An 18,231-nucleotide genomic window follows, 5' to 3' on the forward strand; every position below is an offset into this window, starting at 1 on the left:
CGCCGTCCGCCAGCCGTGATCCGCGCGCCGGCCGGGCCCCTGCGGCCACGACCGGCGGCGACCATCCCGCCGAGAGGACACGAGGCCGCGTGAACCCGACCCCCATCCGCCCGACCCCCGCTCCGGGAGGCAGGAACTGATGGCCACCCTCGCCGACATCCTCGACCCCACCGGGCAGACCACCCCGCGTATCGGCGGGACCGCGCAGGCGCCACGGCGCACCGACCTGACCGGCGTCCGGCTCGGGCTGCTGGAGAACACCAAGCACAACGCCGCACTGCTGCTCGACGAGCTCGCCGCGCTGCTGCAGAGCGAGCACGGCGCCTCGGCCACCGTGCTGCGCCGCACCAAGACCGTCTTCGCCCTGCCCCTCCCCGAGGAGCAGCTCGCCGAGCTGGTCCGCGAGTGCGACGTGGTGCTCACCGGGGTGGGGGACTGCGGCTCCTGCAGCGCGTCGGCCGTCGCCGACGGCATCGCCCTGGAGCGGGCCGGCGTGCCGGCGGCCGTCATCTGCTCCGACGCGTTCACCGCCACCGCCAGCGGCATGGCCGAGGTCCAGGGCGCTCCCGACTACGCCTACCTGACCACGCCGCACCCGGTGGCCATCCTCGACCCGGACGCCGTCCGCGACCGGGCCCGGCAGCTGCTGCCGCGGGTCGTCGCCACCGTGACCGCCGCCGGTGCCCAGCAGGAGGCGGCGTCATGACGCTGACCGAGGCCCCTGCCGTGGTCCCCGACGCCGACCCCGAGGCCGCCCAGGCCGCGATCGAGCACTGCTACGCGCAGGGCTGGTCCGACGGGCTGCCCCTGGTGCCGGCCACCCGGTCGCTGGTCGACCGGTTCCTCGCCACCGTCGACCGCCGGCCGGACGAGGTCATCGGCTCCCTGGTGCACCTCAACCGCACGGTGACGGTGGAGCTCGCGGCGGTCAACGCGGCGATGGCCGGTTGCCGGCCGGAGTACTTCCCGGTCGTCCTCGCCGCCTGGGAGGCGATCCAGCGTGACCGCTCGGCCCAGGGTGGCGGCTGGCAGAGCACCAGTGGTCCCTCGCCGCTGCTCGTGGTGAACGGGCCCGTCCGCGCCGAGCTCGGCCTCAACGCCGCCGGCGGCGTCTTCGGCCCCGGGTTCCGGCCCAACGCGACCGTCGCGCGCAGCATCGGGCTGATGGTCCGCAACGCGCTCGGCGTCGTCCCGCACGGCTTCGAGCAGGCCACCCAGGGCCTGCCGGGTCGCTGGCAGGTCTGCCTGGCGGAGAACGAGGAGGAGAGCCCCTGGGAGCCGCTGTCGGTCGAGGGCGGCGTGCCCGCCGGCACCTCCGCGGTCTCCGGGATGCTCACCCGCACCGTCGAGTACGTCGACAACCGGCACACCGCAGACCCGGAGCAGCTGCTCGCGGACTTCGCCGACACGATCTCCCGCAGCGGCGCCGCGATCTTCCGTCACCACCCGGCCGGCATCGTCTTCTGCCCCGAGCACGCGCAGCTGCTGGCCGACGCCGGGATGAGCAAGGCCGACGTCCGAGCCTGGCTGGTCGAGCGCTGCGGCAGGAGCAAGGCCGACCTGGCCCGTGTGGGCAAGGACGGCGTCGGCGACAACGGCGTCCGCTTCGCCGACGGCGGCACCGACCCCGAGGCCTTCGACCGGCTCTTCTCCGGCGCGGGGCCCGAGGTGCTGCCGATCGTCGTCGCCGGCGCCCGCAACGCCGGCATCTCGATGGTGGTGCGCGTCCTCTCCGGCTGGTCGGCGAGCTCGGTGCCCGTCGTCGGCCGGACCACCCCCTCGACCCAGGCAGGAGCCGTCCAGTGACCGAGTTCAGCGAGTCCCTCACCGACCCCTTCGGGGACGCCGGCGAGCTCTGGATGACCGGGCGCACCGCCCTGGTCACCGGTGGCGGCCAGCAGAGCACCAAGGAACCCGGCGTCGGCTACGCCATCAGCCGGGTCCTCGCCGCCCACGGCGCGCGGGTGGCCGTCCTCGACCGGGACCTCGCCGCGGCGCAGCGCACCGTCGACGCGATCGAGGCCGACGGCGGGAAGGCGATCGCCGTCGTCGCCGACCTGCTCGACGACGACGCCTGCAAGCGGGCCGTCGAGGAGACCGTCGCGCAGTTCGGCGGGTTCGACACCCTGGTCAACAACGTCGCCGTCGGTGACCGCGCGGGCATCTTCGAGGTCACCCCCGAGCGGTTCCACCAGCTGATGGACCTGAACCTGACCACCGCCTGGCAGATGACCCGGCACGCGGTCGAGGTGCTGCCCACCGGCTCGGCGATCGTGAACATCAGCTCCGTCGGCGTCCGCGCCCGCGGACCGGGCATGGTCTACAACCTGGCCAAGGCCGGCCTGGAGAACATGACCGTCGGCGCCGCCAACACCCTCGGCGAGCGCGGCATCCGGGTGAACTGCGTGCAGGTCGGCGCCATCTGGGGCGCCTTCGCCGCGGCGAACATGTCCCCGGAGATGCGCGCGATCCGCAAGGGCTGGTCGGGGCTGGGGACCGAGGGCAGCCCCTGGGACATCGCCCAGGCGGTCCTGTTCCTCTCCAGCGACCGCGCCCGCTGGGTGTCGGGCCAGATCCTGTCGGTGGACGGCGGCCCGAGCAGCCCCAAGCCGCCGAAGCCGGCCGGGGACGCGAGGTGAGCGCGCAGCGGGTCGCGCTCGTCACCGGCTGCGGCAAGCCGGACGGCATGGGTCAGGCGATCGCGCGGACGCTCGCGGCGCAGGGCCTGGCCGTCGTCGTCACCGACCTGCACGCCACCGGCGTGCCCAACCGCCAGCAGGAGGACCGGTCGGCGGACTGGGGCGGCGTCGAGGCGCTCGTCGCCGGCATCACCGCCACCGGCGGGACGGCGGCCTCCGCCCTGGGGGACGTCGCGGTCGAGGCCGACGCGCAGCGGATGGTGGCCGAGGCCGTCGAGCGCTTCGGCCGGCTCGACGTCCTGGTCAACAACGCGGCCGCGCCGCAGGGCCCGGACCGCGCCGACGTCGCCGACATCCCGGTCGAGGTCTTCGACCGGGTGATCGCGGTCAACCTGCGCGGGCCGTGGCTGATGAGCAGCGCCGCCGTCCCGGTCATGCGGGCGCAGCGTTCGGGCCGGATCGTCAACATCTCCTCGATGGCCGGGCTCACCGCCGCGCCGTTCTCCGGCCCCTACTCGGCGTCCAAGGCCGGGGTCATCGGGCTCACCCGGGCCCTGGCGATGGACCTGGGCCCGTGGGGGATCACCGTCAACGCCCTGTGCCCCGGGCTGGTGGGTACCAGCCGCGCGTTCCTCAGCTCCGGCCCGGACGTCGACGAGGCCGCGCTGCTGGCCTCGCGCGGGCGCAACATCCCGGTCGGCCGGGTCGGCCTGCCCGACGACATCGCGGCCGCGGTCGCCTTCCTGGCCTCGCCAGGGGCCGGGTACATCACGGGCCAGGCGATCCCGATCGACGGCGGCGGCATGAGCCCGTTCCCGCTGCGGCACCCGGAGCCGGCCGCCGAGGCCGCCGTCTCCTGACCCACCCGAGTGCCCCGGCGCAGGAGCCCTGCGCCGGGGCACTCCGCTGTCGGTACCCGGGTGCAGGGTGCCCGGCATGGAGTACTCGCCGCCGGACCTGTCGGGCACCGTCGCGCTGGTCGCCGGCGCCACCCGCGGCGCGGGGCGGGGGATCGCCGTCGCGCTCGGCGCCACCGGGGCGACTGTGTGGTGCACCGGGCGCAGCACAGCCGGCCGGCCGTCGGAGTACGGCCGCCCGGAGACGATCGAGGAGACCGCCGAGCTGGTCACCGCCGCCGGCGGCCGTGGCATCCCGGTCGTCTGTGACCACCTCGACCCCGCCCAGGTCGCCGCGCTCGTGGCGCACATCGACGCCGAGTCGCACCGCCTCGACGTACTCGTCAACGACGTCTGGGGCGGCGAGACGCTGTTCCAGTGGGACGTCCCGCTGTGGGAGCACGACCTCGACGCCGGCCTGCGGCTGCTGCGGCTCGGCGTGGAGACCCACCTGGTCACCAGCGCGCACGCGCTGCCCCTGCTCGTCCGCCGCCCGGGTGGCCTGGTCGTGGAGATGACCGACGGGACGACGGCCTACAACGAGCACACGTTCCGGGTGAACGCCTTCTACGACCTGGCCAAGTGGTCGGTGCTCCGGCTGGCGTTCGCCCAGGCGCACGACCTGCGCCCGCACGGCGCGACGGCGGTCGCGCTCACCCCGGGCTGGCTGCGCTCGGAGATGATGCTCGAGCACTACGGCGTGACCGAGGAGAACTGGCGGGAGGGGACGGCGGTCGAGCCGCACTTCTGCATCTCCGAGAGCCCGGCCTTCGTCGGCCGGGCCGTCGCGGCGCTCGCCGCGGACCCCGACCGGGCCCGCTGGTCGGGGCGGTCGACGTCCAGCGGTGAGCTGGCCCGCCGCTACGGCTTCCCGGACGTCGACGGCACGCAGCCGGACGCGTGGCGCTACGTCGTCGAGGTCCAGGACGCCGGCCGCCCGGCCGGTGACGCCGGCTACCGATGAGCGCTCACTAACCTGTCAGGCGTGCCGAAGCTGCAGCTGCTCCCCGCCGTCGACGTCGCCGACGGCCAGGCCGTCCGTCTCGTGCAGGGGGAGGCCGGCAGCGAGACGTCGTACGGCGATCCGCTCGACGCGGCCCTGCAGTGGCAGCGCGACGGTGCCGAGTGGGTGCACCTGGTCGACCTCGACGCCGCCTTCGGCCGCGGCAGCAACCGCGAGCTGCTGGCCCGGGTGGTCGGCGAGCTCGACGTCGACGTCGAGCTGTCCGGCGGCATCCGGGACGACGAGTCGCTGGCCGCGGCGCTGGCCACCGGCTGCCGGCGGGTCAACCTCGGCACCGCCGCGCTGGAGTCGCCCGAGTGGTGCGCCCGGGCGATCGCCGAGCACGGCGACCGGATCGCCGTCGGCCTGGACGTGCGCGGCACCCGGCTGGCCGCCCGCGGCTGGACCAAGGAGGGCGGCGAGCTGTACGAGACGCTCGCCCGCCTCGACGCCGAGGGCTGCGCCCGCTACGTCGTCACCGACATCACCAAGGACGGCACGCTGCGCGGCCCGAACCTGGAGCTGCTGCGCGAGGTCTGCGCCGCCACGTCCCGGCCGGTGATCGCCTCCGGCGGGGTCAGCTCCCTCGACGACATCCGGGCGCTGGCCGGGCTCACCGCGGTCGGCGTGGAGGGCGCGATCGTCGGCAAGGCGCTGTACGCCGGGGCCTTCACGCTGCCGGAGGCGCTCCGGGTCACCGGGGGGCCGGCGTGAGGGTCGTCCGGCTCGGCTCCGACACCCCGTGGGAGGCGGTGGTCGGCTACAGCCGCGTCGTCGTCCACGGCGACATGGCGTGGGTGAGCGGCACGACCGCCACCGTGGACGGCCGGGTCGTCTGCCCGGGGGATGCCGCCGGCCAGACCCGCCAGGCGCTGGCCAACCTGACCGAGGCGCTGCAGCGGGCCGGGTTCGCCGTCGCCGACGTCGTCCGCACCCGGCTGTTCGTCACCGACATCTCCCGCTGGGAGGAGGTCGGGCGGGCGCACGGCGAGGTGTTCGGCGACGTCCGCCCGGCGACGTCCATGGTGCAGGTCGCCGCGCTCATCGACCCGGCGATGCTGGTGGAGATCGAGGCCGACGCGGTGCGGGGGGTGTCGGCATGAGCGTGGCGGTGCGCGTCATCCCGTGCCTGGACGTCGACGCCGGCCGGGTGGTCAAGGGCGTGAACTTCGTCGACCTGCGCGACGCCGGCGACCCGGTGGAGATGGCCCGCGTCTACGACGCCGAGGGCGCCGACGAGCTGACCTTCCTCGACATCACGGCCAGCTCCGGAGACCGGGAGACCACCTACGACGTCGTCCGCCGGACCGCGGAGAGCGTCTTCATCCCGCTGACCGTCGGTGGCGGCGTCCGCGGCGTCGACGACGTCGACAGGCTGCTGCGCGCCGGCGCGGACAAGGTCGCGGTCAACACCGCCGCCGTCGCCCGGCCGGAGCTGATCAGCGAGATCACCGACCGGTTCGGCAACCAGGTGCTGGTGCTGTCGCTCGACGCGCGACGCTGCCGGGACGGCGCGGTCACCGGCTCCGGCTTCGAGATCACCACGCACGGCGGGCGCCGGGGCACCGGGCGGGACGCCGTCGAGTGGGTGGTGCAGGCCGCCGAGCTCGGGGTCGGCGAGGTCCTGCTCAACTCCATGGACGCCGACGGCACCCAGGCCGGGTTCGACCTGGAGCTGATCCGGGCGGTGCGCCGGGAGGTGACCGTGCCGGTGATCGCCAGTGGGGGCGCCGGCGAGCCGGAGCACTTCCCGCCCGCGGTCGAGGCCGGCGCCGACGCGGTGCTGGCCGCGAGCGTCTTCCACTTCGGCAAGCTGCGGATCGGCGAGGTCAAGGCCGCGCTGTCCGGCGCGGGCCTCCCCGTCCGCCGGGAGGCCGACTCCCCACTGCGGTGAGGGAAGAGCTCCGTGGGCGTGACGCCCTCGGAGTTCCTCCCTCAGCTGATCTCGACGCGGGCGATGTCGTCGCGGCCGCTGGCCCACAGCAGCAGCTCCAGCGGCTCGCCCTCGACCGTGGTGGGCGGCTCGGCGCGCGAGATCCGCCGCACCATGCCGGGGACGTCGCTGCGCCGCAGCCGCAGGCCGCCGGGCACGCGCCCGGTGGCGCGTCGGGCGAAGAGCACCGCGGCCCCCCACAGCTCGTCCTGGTCGGCGCGGGGGAGTGCCCGCGGCTCCCACCCGGGCTGGGCGCGGCGGGCGTCCTCGTGGTGGATGGCGAACTCGGCGGTGTTGACCAGCCGCGCCAGCAGCGGCCAACCCAGCGGCGACCAGGCGGGCGGCCCCGAGCGCAGCCGGGCGACGACGTCGGCGTGCGGCGCCGACTCACGCAGCTGGTCCTCCAGCCGGTGCGACCAGGCGGTCAGCGGTGCGGCGATCCCCAGCTGCTCGACCGCGAGGCCGGGCATCGCGTCGGGGCGCCGCTCGCGGACCACGAGGTGCGCGGCGAGGTGGGCGGTCGTCCACCCGTGGCAGCAGGTCCGCGCGTCCGGCCCGAGCGCGGCCAGCAGGTCGGCCAGCTCGGCGCGCTCGCGGTCGACGAGGGGCCGGGAAGAGGTGGTCACCCGGCGAAGTTACCGACGGTGCGGAGCCGGGGACACCGGATCTCGGAGCGGGTTGTCCGAGGTCCCCCGTACGGTCGCCGACACCGCCCAGGACGACGACCGAGGAGGACCGTGCCCCGCCGCCGAGAAGCCGTGGTCCGGCGAGGGGTGCGCCACATCGGGCGTGCGATCGCCGAGCAGCCCGGCATGTTCACCCTGGCGTTCGTCGCCAGCAGCCTCTACGGCGGGATGACCGTCGCCAGCGCGTACGTCATCGGCGAGATCGCCGGCCACGTCGTCCTGCCGGCGTTCGAGGAGGGGGCGACGACCGTCGCGGCGCTCACGCTGGCCGCCGTCGCGATCCTCGCCGTGGCCGTCCTCAAGATCCTCGGCATCCTCGGCCGGCGGCTGTTCGCCGGCATCATGAGCTACCGGCTGCAGGCCGCCTACCGCCGCCGGGTGACCGGCCAGTACCTGCGCCTGCCGCTGTCCTGGCACCAGCGCCACCCGACCGGGCAGCTGCTGAGCAACGCCAACTCCGACGTCGAGGCGTCCTGGTACTTCGTCGCGCCGCTGCCCTTCGCCTGCGGCGCCCTGGTGATGATCGCGATCACCGTGGTCGCCCTCGTCGCGACCGATCCCTGGATGGCGCTGGTCGGCCTGGTGGTCTTCCCACTGGTGTTCCTCGCCAACGCCGTCTACTCCCAGGTGATGAGCCCGCGGATCCAGCGGGCCCAGCAACTGCGCGCCGAGGTCAGCGAGATCGCCCACGAGAGCTTCGACGCCGCGCTGGTGGTGAAGACCCTGGGCCGGGAGGACGTCGAGACCGCCCGCTTCACCGCCCGCGCCGAGGAGCTGCGGGACGGGCTGGTCGCGGTCGGCCGGGTGCGCGGCCTGTTCGACCCGCTGATGGAGGCCCTGCCCAACCTCGGCACGCTCGCCGTGCTGCTCATCGGCGCCGAGCGGGTCGCCGCCGGCGCCACCGACGCCGGGGACCTCGTCTCCATCGCCTACCTGTTCACGCTGCTGGCGCTGCCGATCCGCGCCATCGGCTGGGTGCTCGCCGACCTGCCGCGGGCGCTGGCCGGGTTCGACCGGGTCACCCCCGTCCTCGACGCGACCGGCGAGACGCCGCACGGCGACGACGCCGCCCCACGGGGCACCGGGGGCGCCGGGCTCGGCCTGCGCGACGTCGGGTTCACCTTCGACGGCGCGGCGGAGCCCACGTTGTCCGGCGTCACGTTCGACGTCGCCGCGGGCACCACCGTCGCCGTCGTCGGCCCGACCGGGTCGGGCAAGTCGACCCTGGCCCGGCTGCTGGTGCGGCTGGTCGACCCGGGCACCGGGCAGGTGCTCCTCGACGGGGTCGACCTGCGGGCACTGCGCGAGGGGGAGCTCAGCTCCCAGGCGGCGTTCGTGCCGCAGGGGACGTTCCTGTTCGACGACACCGTGCGCGGCAACGTGACCCTGGGCGGGGACTTCTCCGACGAGGAGGTGCGCGCGGCGCTGCGGGTGGCCGCTGCCGACGAGTTCGTCGACCGGCTGCCCGAGGGCCTCGACACCCGGGTCGGGGAGCGCGGCGCCTCGCTGTCCGGCGGCCAGCGACAGCGGCTGGCGCTCGCCCGCGCCGTCGTCCGCCGGCCCCGGCTGCTGGTGCTCGACGACGCGACCAGCGCCGTCGACCCCGCCGTCGAGGCCCGCATCCTCGACGCCCTCCGCGACGCCGACCGGCCCTCGACGGTGGTCGTGGTCGCCTACCGGCAGGCGACGATCGGGCTGGCCGACGAGGTGGTCTGGCTGGAGGGTGGCCGGGTGCTCGCCCGCGGCAGCCACGAGCAGCTGCTCGCCGAGGTGCCCGGCTACGCGGCACTGGTGCGGGCCTACGCCCGGACGGAGGTGGCGGCGTGAGCACCGCGCTCGCCGAGCACCGCGACGAGGGGGCGCTGCGCACCCTGCGCCGCGGCCTGCGGATGATGCCGGAGTTCCGCCGCGGGCTGCCGGCCACCTTCGCCCTCGCCCTGGTCGCGACCGCCGGGCGGGTGGTCGTCCCGATCGCCGTCCAGCAGGTCCTCGACCGGGGCCTGGCCGGCCCCGGCGGGCCGGACCTGGGGCTGGTCCGCGACCTCGTGCTGCTGTGCGCCGTCGTCGTGGTGCTCACCGCCGTCGCGGTGTACCGGATGAACGTCCGGCTGTTCCGGACGACGGAGACCGCGCTGGCCGGGCTGCGCGCGCGGGCGTTCCGCCACGTGCACGACCTGTCGGTGCTGCACCAGCAGGGCCAGCGGCGGGGGTCGCTGGTCTCCCGGGTCACCAGCGACGTCGACCAGCTGTCCACCTTCATGCAGTGGGGTGGCGTGCTCGGCGTGGTGAGCCTGGGCCAGCTGCTCGTGGCGACCGTCGTCATGGCCGTCTACTCCTGGCAGCTGACGCTGCTCGTCGTCGTCTGCTTCGTGCCGCTGGGCATCGCCGTCCGGTTCTTCGCCCGGCGGCTGGCCGTCGTCTACGGCGTCGTCCGGGAGCGGGTGGGCGACGTGCTCGCCGCGGTCTCCGAGGCCGTCGTCGGCGCCGCCACGGTGCGGGCCTACGGCATCCGGGAGCGCACCGCCGCCCGCCTGGACCGCGCCGTCGACCGGCACTACCGGGCGCAGGTGGCCGCACAGCGCACCACCGCGGCGGTGTTCGTCAGCGGTGAGTTCGTCGCTGCCGTCGCCACCGCGGCCGTGGTCGTCGTGGGCGTGCTGCTGGGCCTGGACGGCGACCTCACCGCCGGCACCCTCGTGGCGTTCCTCTTCCTCGTGACGCTGTTCGTCGCCCCGGTGCAGACGGCCAGCGAGGTCCTCAACGAGGCGCAGAACGCCGTCGCCGGGTTCCGCCGGGTGCTCGACGTGCTCGACACCGAGCCCGACGTCCGGGACCCGGCCGGCGTCGACCGCGCCGGCACGCTCGAGCTGCCGCCCGGCCCGCTGGGCGTGCGGTTCGAGCACGTCACCTTCCGGTACGCGCCCGGCGCCCGGCCCGCCCTGGACGACGTCGACCTGGACATCGCGCCGCGCCGGCGGGTGGCGATCGTCGGGGAGACCGGCTCGGGGAAGACGACCTTCGCCAAGCTGGTCACCCGGCTGATGGACCCCACGGAGGGCCGCGTGCTGCTGGGCGACGACGCTCCCGGGTGGGTGCCGCTGGAGCGGGTCGCGTTCGCCTCGCTGCGCCGGCGGGTGGTCATGGTGCCGCAGGACGGGTTCCTCTTCGACGCCACCATCGCCGCCAACGTCCGCTACGGCCGACCGGGGCTGACCGACGCCGAGGTGCTCGCCGCCTTCGACGACCTCGGCCTGGCGGCCTGGGTGGCCGGCCTCGCCGACGGCGTGGCGACCCGCGTCGGGCAGCGCGGCGAGTCGCTGTCGGCGGGGGAGCGGCAGCTGGTCGCCGTCGCCCGTGCCTACGTCGCCGACCCGGACCTGCTGGTGCTCGACGAGGCCACCAGCGCCGTCGACCCGGCGACCGAGCAGCGGCTGACCCGGGCCCTGGACACCCTCACCGACGGCCGGACGACGCTCACCATCGCGCACCGGCTGTCGACCGCCGAGCGCGCCGACGAGGTGCTCGTGGTGGACGCCGGCCGGGTCGTCCAGCGCGGGACGCACGCCGAGCTGGTCGACGTCGTGGGCCCCTACGCGCGGCTGCACGCCTCCTGGCGGCGTTCCTCGGCCGGGGAGCCGCAGCCGGCGGGCTGATGCACCGGTCGCCGGGCGGTCGCGGGTGGTGCCCGGCCACCGGCGGCCGCGGCGCCCTAGCCTGCCCTCCATGCCCACTCCCACGGCCCGGCGCCCGGCACCCGACGTCCCGCCGTCCGACCCGGGCATGCCGGGCCTGGCCCTCGCCGCGGGGATCGTGGGCATCGTCGGTGTGCTGCCGCCGGCCTTCGTCGCCGTCCTGGCCGTGGCGCTGGGTGGCCTGGTCGCCGACACCGGCCCCGACCCGTGGACCTACCTGCTCGTCGTCGCGCCGATCGTGCAGCTGTGGGGCGCGCTGTGGCTGCTGAGCCGCCGCGGCTGGCTGCTGCTGGTGCTGTCGGTCCTGCCGGTCGCCGTGCTGACCGGGGCGGTCATCTGGGCCGCGGCGCAGGCCGAGGAGTCCGGCGGCCTGGGCTGGCCGCTGCTGCTCCTGGCGGCCCCGGTCGTCGCGGCCGGGCTGGCGCTCACCCCACGCGTCCGCCGATGGGTGGCCGGCCGCCCGCGCAGCCGCCGCTGACCGGGCCCCGCCGCCGACACCGCTGACCGACCGGGAGCCGGCCGGCGTCCGCAGCACGGCCGATGGCCCGGCGACGGCCCTACGCTGCCGGGCATGGCGTCGTCCCCCTCGCGGAGCCGGGCCGCTCCGCGGCGCTCGCCCCGCCCGGCGCCCCGGCCGGTCCCGGGCCGCGCGGCCGGGACGACCGCGCTCGACCGTCCGTTGCTCGCCCCCTTCGCCGCCGTGTTCGGCGTGCTCGTGGCCGCCGAGGACCTCGTCCTGGGCTACCTGCTCTGGGAGCCGGACCGCCACTGGCACTGGTACGTCGTCGGCGCAGTCCTGCTCGCGGCTTGGGCTGCGGCGGGCGCGGCGATGGTCTGGCTCGGCCGCGGCCGGGGGTGGCTGGTGCTGGCCGGCGCGAGCGTGCTGCCGCTGCTGCTCCTGCTGGGCCTGCTGGTGCTCTTCGGGGTCCTGGGCGGCGGGTCGGCGATGGTGTGGGCGGTCGTGCTGCTCATCGGACCGGTCGGCTGCCTGACGCTGGCCGTGCGCCGCCCGATCCGGGAGTGGACCCGCCCCGCCCGGGCGACGCGCTCCCCGCAGCGGGACCGCCGGAGGGCCGCGTCCCGCTAGCGTGCGTCCGTGGCTGACACAGACGTCGTGGTGGTGGGCGCGGGGCTGGCCGGACTGGTGGCCACCGCCGAGCTGGCCGACGCCGGCAAGCGGGTGGTGCTCCTCGAGCAGGAGCCGGAGGCGTGCTTCGGCGGGCAGGCGTGGTGGTCCTTCGGCGGGCTGTTCCTGGTCGACTCCCCGGAGCAGCGCCGGCTGCGCGTGCGTGACTCGCTGGAGCTGGCCCGGCAGGACTGGTTCGGTTCCGCCGGGTTCGACCGCGACGAGGACCACTGGCCGCGTCGCTGGGCGGAGGCCTACCTGCAGTTCGCCGCGGGGGAGAAGCGCGCCTGGCTGCGGGGGCAGGGCGTCGGCTTCTTCCCGATCGTCGGCTGGGCCGAGCGCGGCGGGTACACGGCCACCGGCCACGGCAACTCCGTGCCGCGCTTCCACATCGTCTGGGGCACCGGGCCGGGCCTGGTCGAGCCGTTCGCCCGCCGGGTGCGCGCCGCCGTCGACCGCGGCCTGGTGGAGGTGCGTTTCCGGCACCGGGTGGACGAGCTGGTCGTCAGCGACGGCGCCGTGACCGGCGTGCGCGGCGGCGTCCTCGAGCCCAGCGGGGTGGCCCGCGGGCAGGCCAGCTCACGCACCGGGGTCGGCGCGTTCGAGATCGCCGCGCAGGCCGTCGTCGTCACCTCCGGCGGGATCGGCGGCAACCCCGACCTCGTCCGCGCCAACTGGCCGGCCCGGCTGGGGCCGGCCCCGCAGCGGCTCCTCTCCGGCGTCCCCGCCCACGTCGACGGCCGGATGCTGCAGGCCACCGAGGCCGCCGGCGGGCACCTGATCAACCGCGACCGCATGTGGCACTACACCGAGGGCATCGCCAACCACTCGCCGGTGTGGGAGCGGCACGGCATCCGGATCCTGCCCGGACCGTCGTCCCTGTGGCTCGACGCCACCGGGAAGCGGCTGCCGGTGCCGCTGTTCCCCGGCTTCGACACCCTCGGCACGCTGGCCCACATCGGGCAGACCGGCTACGAGCACACCTGGTTCGTGGCGACGGAGAAGATCGTGGAGAAGGAGTTCGCGCTCTCCGGCTCCGAGCAGAACCCCGACCTCACCGGCAAGGACGTCCGGCTCCTGCTCAACCGGGTCAAGGCCGGCGTGTCCGGACCGGTGCAGGCGTTCCTGGACCGCGGGGAGGACTTCGTCGTCGCGCGGACCCTGCCCGAGCTGGTGGCCGGGATGAACCGCATCACCGGCGGGACGCCGGAGCTGGACCTCGGCACGGTGGAGCGGGAGATCGTCTGCCGCGACCGCGCGATCGACAACCAGTTCGGCAAGGACCTGCAGATCACCGCGGTCCGCGGCGCGCGCCACTACCTCGGCGACAAGCTGATCCGGGTCGCCCCGCCGCACCGGCTGCTCGACCCGGAGGCCGGCCCGCTGATCGCGGTGCGGCTCAACCTGCTCACCCGCAAGACCCTCGGCGGGCTGGAGACCGACCTGTCGGGGCGGGTGCTGCGCGCGGGCGGGGAGGTCTTCCCCGGCCTGTACGCCGCGGGCGAGGTGGCCGGGTTCGGCGGCGGAGGCATGCACGGCTACCGCTCGCTGGAGGGGACCTTCCTCGGCGGCTGCCTGTTCTCGGGACGGGTGGCGGGCCGGGCCCTGGCGGCGGCGCTGTGACCGCACCACGGGACCCGTGGTCGGACCCGGCCACGCAAACCGAGCACGGCGCCCCCTACGCCGGCCCGCCGCCCACCGCGGCCGTCCCGCCGTGGGTCGGCCCGCCGTACGGCGCGCCCGCGCCCGGCTGGCCGCCCTACGGCGCATCCCCGTACGGGATGCCGTGGCCGTCGCCCCCGGCCGGACCGCGGCGTCCGGGCCAGGTCATCGCCGCCGCGGTGCTGGCCTTCGTGCAGGCGGCCGGGGTGGCCGTCGCGTCGGCCTACGTCTTCCTCGTCGCCTCGCTGTTCGCCCTCGCCGAGGGGGAGCCCGGTTTCCCCGGCGACGGCGACGCGCTGGCCACGGAGGCGACGGCCATCGCCGCCGTCCAGATCGCCTCGGTGGTCGCCCTCGTCGTCGGCGGGGTCATGGCGCTCAGCCGCCGCAGCCCGGCCGCGCGCTGGACCCTGGTCGTCGCGCTGGGCCTGCAGGTGGCGCTGGCCGTCTACTGGGCGGTGCGGCTGTTCGACCTCCTCGGGCGGGTGCCCGGTGGCGACCCGTCGGCGGTGCTGCTGTTCGGCGTCTTCTGCTTCGCCGCCGCCCCGGCGGTCGGCCTGGGGCTGCTGGTCGGCCGCTCGGCCCGCGACTGGTTCGCCGCCGACCGGCACGGGGAGCCGGCGCCGAGCCGGTGACCGGGGCGGCCGTCCCCGGGTGGGACGATCGGGGCATGTCCGTCGTCCCCGCCCCCGAGTCCGCCCTGGACCCGGCCGTCGCCGCGCTGCTGCGCCGCGACGACGCCGGCCTGGTCGCCGCCGTGGTCCAGCAGCACGACACCGGCGAGGTGCTCATGGTCGCCTGGATGGACGACGAGGCGCTGCGCCGCACCCTCACCACCGGGCGGGCCACCTACTGGTCGCGCAGCCGGCAGGAGTACTGGGTGAAGGGCGAGACCTCCGGTCACCGCCAGTGGGTCCGCGACGTGCGCGTGGACTGCGACGGCGACGCCCTGCTGGTGCTCGTCGACCAGGAGGGCCCGGCCTGCCACACCGGCACGCGCAGCTGCTTCTCCCGCCCGCTGGAGGTGCCCGGTGCGGCTCGGTGAGACCACCCCCTCGCGGGAGGAGTTCGCGGCGCTGGACCGGGCGGGGAGGCGCGCCGCGATGGTCCCGGTCATCCGCCGGCTGCTGGCCGACGGCGAGACCGCCGTCGGCATCTACCGCAAGCTCGCCGGCAACCGGCCCGGCACCGTGCTGCTGGAGTCCGCCGAGCAGGGGAAGCGGTGGGCGCGGTACAGCTTCGTCGGTGTTCGCAGCGCCGGCGTCCTGACCGAGCGGGACGGCGTGACCCAGTGGCTGGGGCAGCGGCTGCCCGGCCTGACCGACGACCTGCCGGCCGACCCGCTGGCCGCCGTCCGCACCCTCGCCCGCCGGCTGCGCTCGCCGCGCACCGCGGGCCTGCCGCCGCTGACCGGCGGTCTGGTCGGGTACCTGGGCTACGACGTCGTCCGGCGGCTGGAGCGGCTGCCGGTCCGGGCCACCGACGACCTCGGCATGCCCGAGCTGGCGCTCACCCTGGTCACCGACCTGGTCGTGCTCGACCACAGCGACGGCACCGTGCTGCTGATCGCCAACGCCCTGCGGGGCGCGGGGGAGGACGGCACCGGGTGGGAGGACGCCGTGGCGCGGCTGGACGCCATGGCCGCCGACCTCACCAAGTCCGCGCCCCCCGGGGTGGCCACCTTCGTCACCGCCGAGCCGCCGGCGGCGGTCAGCAACATGGCGCCCGGTGTCTTCGAGGACGGCGTGGAGCGGATCCGGGAGCACATCCGGGCCGGGGACGCCTTCCAGGTGGTGCTCTCCCAGCGCTTCGAGGTACCCACCGGGGTCGACGCCCTGGACCTCTACCGGGTGCTGCGGGCCACCAACCCCTCGCCGTACATGTACCTGCTGCGCTTCGCCGGCCGGGAGACGCCGTTCGACGTCGTCGGCTCCTCGCCGGAGGCGCTGGTGACGGTGACCGGCTCCTCTGCCGTCGTCCACCCGCCGGCCGGCACCCGCCCCCGCGGCGCCACCCCCGAGGAGGACGCCCGGCTGGCCGAGGGCCTGCTGGCCGACCCCAAGGAGCGCGCCGAGCACGTGATGCTCGTCGACCTCGCCCGCAACGACCTGGGGCGGGTCTGCGTCCCGGGCACGGTCGAGGTGCCCGACTTCATGCGGGTCGAGCACTACAGCCACGTCATGCACCTGGTGTCGACCGTGGCCGGTCAGGTCGCCCCCGAGTGGGACGCCCTCGACGTCTTCGACGCGACGTTCCCCGCCGGCACCGTCTCCGGGGCCCCCAAGCCGCGGGCGATGGAGATCATCGAGTCCCTGGAACCCACCCGCCGCGCCCTCTACGCGGGCACGGTCGGCTACGTCGACGCCAGCGGCGACCTCGACATGGCGATCGCGATCCGGACGGCGGTGCTGCACCAGGGGCGGGCCTACGTGCAGGCCGGCGCCGGCATCGTCGCCGACAGCGACCCCTGCACCGAGGAGGCGGAGACCCGCCACAAGGCCCGCGCGGTCCTGTCGGCGATCGCCACGGCCGAGGAGATGCGGGAACTCCCGTGAGCGGACAGCGGCGTGAGCATCGCAGCGAGCGCCAGCGAGCGAGGAGCGGAGCGCTGCGCGGGAGCGAACCGTGGGCACCGTGAGCGGACAGCGGCGTGAGCATCGCAGCGAGCGCCAGCGAGCGAGGAGCGGAGCGCTGCGCGGGAGCGAACCGTGGGCACCGTGAGCGGACAGCGGCGTGAGCATCGCAGCGAGCGCCAGCGAGCGAGGAGCGGAGCGCTGCGCGGGAGCGAACCGTGGGCACCGTGAGCGGACAGCGGCGTGAGCATCGCAGCGAGCGCCAGCGAGCGAGGAGCGGAGCGCTGCGCGGGAGCGAACCGTGGGCACCGTGACGGCACCGCCCGGCCGCGCCCGGCGTGAGCTGACCCTGGCGGTGGCCGGCGCTGCGCTCGCGGGCGGGCTCGCCCTGTCCGTGGGTGGGCAGACGTGGATCACGGCCACGCTGCGCCGGCCGGCGCCCCTGCCGCCGACCACCACCGAGCTGACCGGCGGCACGCTGGCCCCGCTGGTCCCGGCCGGGGGGCTGCTGCTCCTGGCCGCCGCGGTGGCCCTGCTCGCCGTCCGCGGGGCCGGGCGGGTCGCCGTCGGGCTGCTGGTCGCCGTCGCCGGCGGCGTGCTGGGCTGGTCGGGGATGCGCGCGCTGCTCGGGGACGCCGACGTCGCGGCGGCCGCCGTCGTGGGCACCGGGAGCCCCGGCCGCGAGCTCACGGCCGAGCTGCACGCCGCCTGGCCGGTGCTCGCGCTGCTGGCGGGGGTCCTCGCCGTGCTCGCCGGCCTGCTCACCGTGCTGCGCGGCCGCGGCTGGCCGGGGATGGGCCGCCGCTACGAGCGGACGCCGAGCAGCGGCGAGCCGGTGCCCGCACGGCCACGGACCGACGAGGACCGCGCCGTGGACGCCTGGCGGGCGCTCGACCGCGGGGAGGACCCGACGGACCCCGGTGGACGCGAACCCTGAGTCCTACCCGCGACGGAGTGGCGGCAACCGCCCGTGGGCGGCGACGGTCGCCCCGCGGGCAGCCGGGCACCGCGTCGCCTCTAGAGTGGGAGTGCGGGGCCGGTCGAGGCCGGGCCGGACCGCCAGGCCAGAACGACGATCAGCAGCGGGAGGACACGTGTCCGTGCTCGACGAGATCGTCGCCGGTGTGCGCGAGGACCTGGCGGCGCGTGAGGCCCTGACCCCGTTGGCGGAGGTGAAGGCCACCGCGCAGGACGCCCGGCCGGCGCTCGACGCCCTGGCCGCCCTCCGCGCCCCCGGTGTCGGGGTCATCGCCGAGGTGAAGCGGCAGAGCCCGTCGAAGGGCGCCCTCGCCGACATCCCCGACCCCGCGGTCCTGGCCGGGCAGTACGCCGACGGCGGGGCGCGGGTGATCAGCGTGCTCACCGAGCGGCGCCGCTTCGGGGGCTCCCAGGCCGACCTCGCCGCCGTCCGGGCCGCGGTCGACGTACCGATCCTGTGCAAGGACTTCGTGGTCAGCAGCTACCAGGTGCACGAGGCCCGCGCACACGGCGCCGACGTCGTCCTCCTGATCGTCGCCGCACTCGAGCAGAACGCCCTCCTCGGCCTGCTGGAGCGGGTGGAGTCCCTCGGCATGACCGCCCTGGTGGAGGTGCACACCGAGGCAGAGGCCGACCGCGCCCTGGCCGCCGGCGCCGCCGTCATCGGGGTCAACGCCCGCGACCTCACCACGCTCCAGGTCGACCGCTCCACCTTCGAGCGGATCGCCCCCGGGCTGCCGTCGGAGGTGGTCAAGGTCGCCGAGTCCGGCGTCCGCGGGCCGCACGACCTCATCGGCTACGCCGCCGCCGGCGCCGACGCCGTGCTCGTCGGCGAGGGCCTGGTCACCGCCGGCGACGCCCGCCAGGCGGTCGCCGACCTGGTCACGGCCGGCTCGCACCCCGCGACGCCCCGCACCAGTCGCTGAGCCGGCCCTCGCGAGGCCCGCTCCGAGCTGGTGGGGGTGAGGACGGGGTCCTCCTGCTGCCCCCACGGCTCGCACGCTCGCGGCGGGCCCCTGCAGGAGGGTCGACCCGCTGGGTACCCC

Annotated in this window: 19 protein-coding genes; 18 read left to right on the plus strand and 1 reads right to left on the minus strand. The window is 76.0% G+C overall.

The genetic code is table 11. From position 1 onward, the window contains the following. Window positions 1-139 precede the first annotated feature (139 nt). The 8 genes from CRP39_RS04515 (at window position 140) to hisF (ending at window position 6,432) form a co-directional block, all read left to right on the plus strand. Window positions 140-706: a UGSC family (seleno)protein gene (locus tag CRP39_RS04515; protein ID WP_097204697.1), complete on the plus strand. Its 567-nt coding sequence runs from the start codon at window positions 140-142 to the stop codon at window positions 704-706. Then, window positions 703-1,806: a CBS domain-containing protein gene (locus CRP39_RS04520; RefSeq protein WP_097204698.1), complete on the plus strand. Its 1,104-nt coding sequence runs from the start codon at window positions 703-705 to the stop codon at window positions 1,804-1,806. Before CRP39_RS04515 ends, CRP39_RS04520 begins: the two co-directional genes overlap by 4 nt. Continuing rightward, window positions 1,803-2,639 carry an SDR family NAD(P)-dependent oxidoreductase gene (locus CRP39_RS04525; protein ID WP_245853558.1) on the plus strand — a complete coding sequence of 279 codons (837 nt, stop codon included), beginning with the start codon at window positions 1,803-1,805 and terminating at the stop codon, window positions 2,637-2,639. Before CRP39_RS04520 ends, CRP39_RS04525 begins: the two co-directional genes overlap by 4 nt. Next, complete coding sequence (locus CRP39_RS04530; RefSeq protein WP_097204700.1) at window positions 2,636-3,499, plus strand: SDR family NAD(P)-dependent oxidoreductase; 864 nt, start codon at window positions 2,636-2,638, stop codon at window positions 3,497-3,499. Before CRP39_RS04525 ends, CRP39_RS04530 begins: the two co-directional genes overlap by 4 nt. 76 nt (window positions 3,500-3,575) lie before the next feature. After that, complete coding sequence (locus tag CRP39_RS04535; protein ID WP_097204701.1) at window positions 3,576-4,499, plus strand: SDR family oxidoreductase; 924 nt, start codon at window positions 3,576-3,578, stop codon at window positions 4,497-4,499. A gap of 21 nt (window positions 4,500-4,520) precedes the next feature. Next, window positions 4,521-5,252, plus strand: coding sequence for a bifunctional 1-(5-phosphoribosyl)-5-((5-phosphoribosylamino)methylideneamino)imidazole-4-carboxamide isomerase/phosphoribosylanthranilate isomerase PriA (gene priA / locus CRP39_RS04540; protein WP_097204702.1), 732 nt, complete (start codon window positions 4,521-4,523; stop codon window positions 5,250-5,252). Beyond that, window positions 5,249-5,641, plus strand: a complete 393-nt coding sequence (locus CRP39_RS04545) for a RidA family protein (protein WP_097204703.1) — start codon at window positions 5,249-5,251, stop codon at window positions 5,639-5,641. Before priA ends, CRP39_RS04545 begins: the two co-directional genes overlap by 4 nt. After that, window positions 5,638-6,432, plus strand: a complete 795-nt coding sequence (gene hisF, locus CRP39_RS04550; RefSeq protein WP_097204704.1) for an imidazole glycerol phosphate synthase subunit HisF — start codon at window positions 5,638-5,640, stop codon at window positions 6,430-6,432. Before CRP39_RS04545 ends, hisF begins: the two co-directional genes overlap by 4 nt. 41 nt (window positions 6,433-6,473) lie before the next feature. On the opposite strand, the gene CRP39_RS04555 is transcribed toward hisF, so the two are convergent. Beyond that, window positions 6,474-7,097: a TIGR03085 family metal-binding protein gene (locus tag CRP39_RS04555; protein ID WP_097204705.1), complete on the minus strand. Its 624-nt coding sequence runs from the start codon at window positions 7,095-7,097 to the stop codon at window positions 6,474-6,476. Between the two features lie 111 nt (window positions 7,098-7,208). On the opposite strand from CRP39_RS04555, the gene CRP39_RS04560 reads away from it, so the two are divergent. From CRP39_RS04560 to trpC, 10 genes are all read left to right on the plus strand, one after another. Continuing rightward, entirely contained in the window at window positions 7,209-8,984 is a 1,776-nt protein-coding gene (locus CRP39_RS04560) for an ABC transporter ATP-binding protein (RefSeq protein ID WP_245853559.1), read from the plus strand. Next, window positions 8,981-10,810, plus strand: coding sequence for an ABC transporter ATP-binding protein (locus CRP39_RS04565; RefSeq protein ID WP_216359602.1), 1,830 nt, complete (start codon window positions 8,981-8,983; stop codon window positions 10,808-10,810). The genes CRP39_RS04560 and CRP39_RS04565 overlap by 4 nt, the downstream gene beginning before the upstream one ends. A 70-nt stretch (window positions 10,811-10,880) precedes the next feature. Further along, window positions 10,881-11,327 carry a hypothetical protein gene (locus CRP39_RS04570; protein ID WP_143426561.1) on the plus strand — a complete coding sequence of 149 codons (447 nt, stop codon included), beginning with the start codon at window positions 10,881-10,883 and terminating at the stop codon, window positions 11,325-11,327. 93 nt (window positions 11,328-11,420) lie between these two features. Next, window positions 11,421-11,936 carry a hypothetical protein gene (locus CRP39_RS04575; protein WP_097204707.1) on the plus strand — a complete coding sequence of 172 codons (516 nt, stop codon included), beginning with the start codon at window positions 11,421-11,423 and terminating at the stop codon, window positions 11,934-11,936. 9 nt (window positions 11,937-11,945) lie between these two features. Beyond that, window positions 11,946-13,598: an FAD-binding dehydrogenase gene (locus CRP39_RS04580; RefSeq protein ID WP_097204708.1), complete on the plus strand. Its 1,653-nt coding sequence runs from the start codon at window positions 11,946-11,948 to the stop codon at window positions 13,596-13,598. Next, window positions 13,595-14,269: a hypothetical protein gene (locus CRP39_RS04585; RefSeq protein WP_097204710.1), complete on the plus strand. Its 675-nt coding sequence runs from the start codon at window positions 13,595-13,597 to the stop codon at window positions 14,267-14,269. Before CRP39_RS04580 ends, CRP39_RS04585 begins: the two co-directional genes overlap by 4 nt. Window positions 14,270-14,304: 35 nt before the next feature. Continuing rightward, complete coding sequence (gene hisI, locus CRP39_RS04590) at window positions 14,305-14,679, plus strand: phosphoribosyl-AMP cyclohydrolase (RefSeq protein ID WP_097205167.1); 375 nt, start codon at window positions 14,305-14,307, stop codon at window positions 14,677-14,679. Next, window positions 14,666-16,189 carry an anthranilate synthase component I gene (locus tag CRP39_RS04595; RefSeq protein ID WP_097204711.1) on the plus strand — a complete coding sequence of 508 codons (1,524 nt, stop codon included), beginning with the start codon at window positions 14,666-14,668 and terminating at the stop codon, window positions 16,187-16,189. The genes hisI and CRP39_RS04595 overlap by 14 nt, the downstream gene beginning before the upstream one ends. Window positions 16,190-16,517: 328 nt before the next feature. Continuing rightward, window positions 16,518-17,144 carry a Trp biosynthesis-associated membrane protein gene (locus tag CRP39_RS04600; protein ID WP_245853560.1) on the plus strand — a complete coding sequence of 209 codons (627 nt, stop codon included), beginning with the start codon at window positions 16,518-16,520 and terminating at the stop codon, window positions 17,142-17,144. 157 nt (window positions 17,145-17,301) lie between these two features. Further along, window positions 17,302-18,111, plus strand: a complete 810-nt coding sequence (gene trpC / locus CRP39_RS04605) for an indole-3-glycerol phosphate synthase TrpC (protein WP_097204715.1) — start codon at window positions 17,302-17,304, stop codon at window positions 18,109-18,111. Window positions 18,112-18,231: the final 120 nt, after the last annotated feature.

The organism is Geodermatophilus sabuli, from assembly GCF_900215145.1.
Lineage (GTDB): Bacteria > Actinomycetota > Actinomycetes > Mycobacteriales > Geodermatophilaceae > Geodermatophilus > Geodermatophilus sabuli.

Coding starts and splice junctions, on each gene's coding strand:
- CRP39_RS04515 (WP_097204697.1), top strand. CDS start 140: ATGGCCACCCTCGCCGACATCCTCGACCCCACCGGGCAGACCACCCCG.
- CRP39_RS04520 (WP_097204698.1), top strand. CDS start 703: ATGACGCTGACCGAGGCCCCTGCCGTGGTCCCCGACGCCGACCCCGAG.
- CRP39_RS04535 (WP_097204701.1), top strand. CDS start 3,576: ATGGAGTACTCGCCGCCGGACCTGTCGGGCACCGTCGCGCTGGTCGCC.
- hisF (WP_097204704.1), top strand. CDS start 5,638: ATGAGCGTGGCGGTGCGCGTCATCCCGTGCCTGGACGTCGACGCCGGC.
- CRP39_RS04570 (WP_143426561.1), top strand. CDS start 10,881: ATGCCCACTCCCACGGCCCGGCGCCCGGCACCCGACGTCCCGCCGTCC.
- CRP39_RS04575 (WP_097204707.1), top strand. CDS start 11,421: ATGGCGTCGTCCCCCTCGCGGAGCCGGGCCGCTCCGCGGCGCTCGCCC.
- hisI (WP_097205167.1), top strand. CDS start 14,305: ATGTCCGTCGTCCCCGCCCCCGAGTCCGCCCTGGACCCGGCCGTCGCC.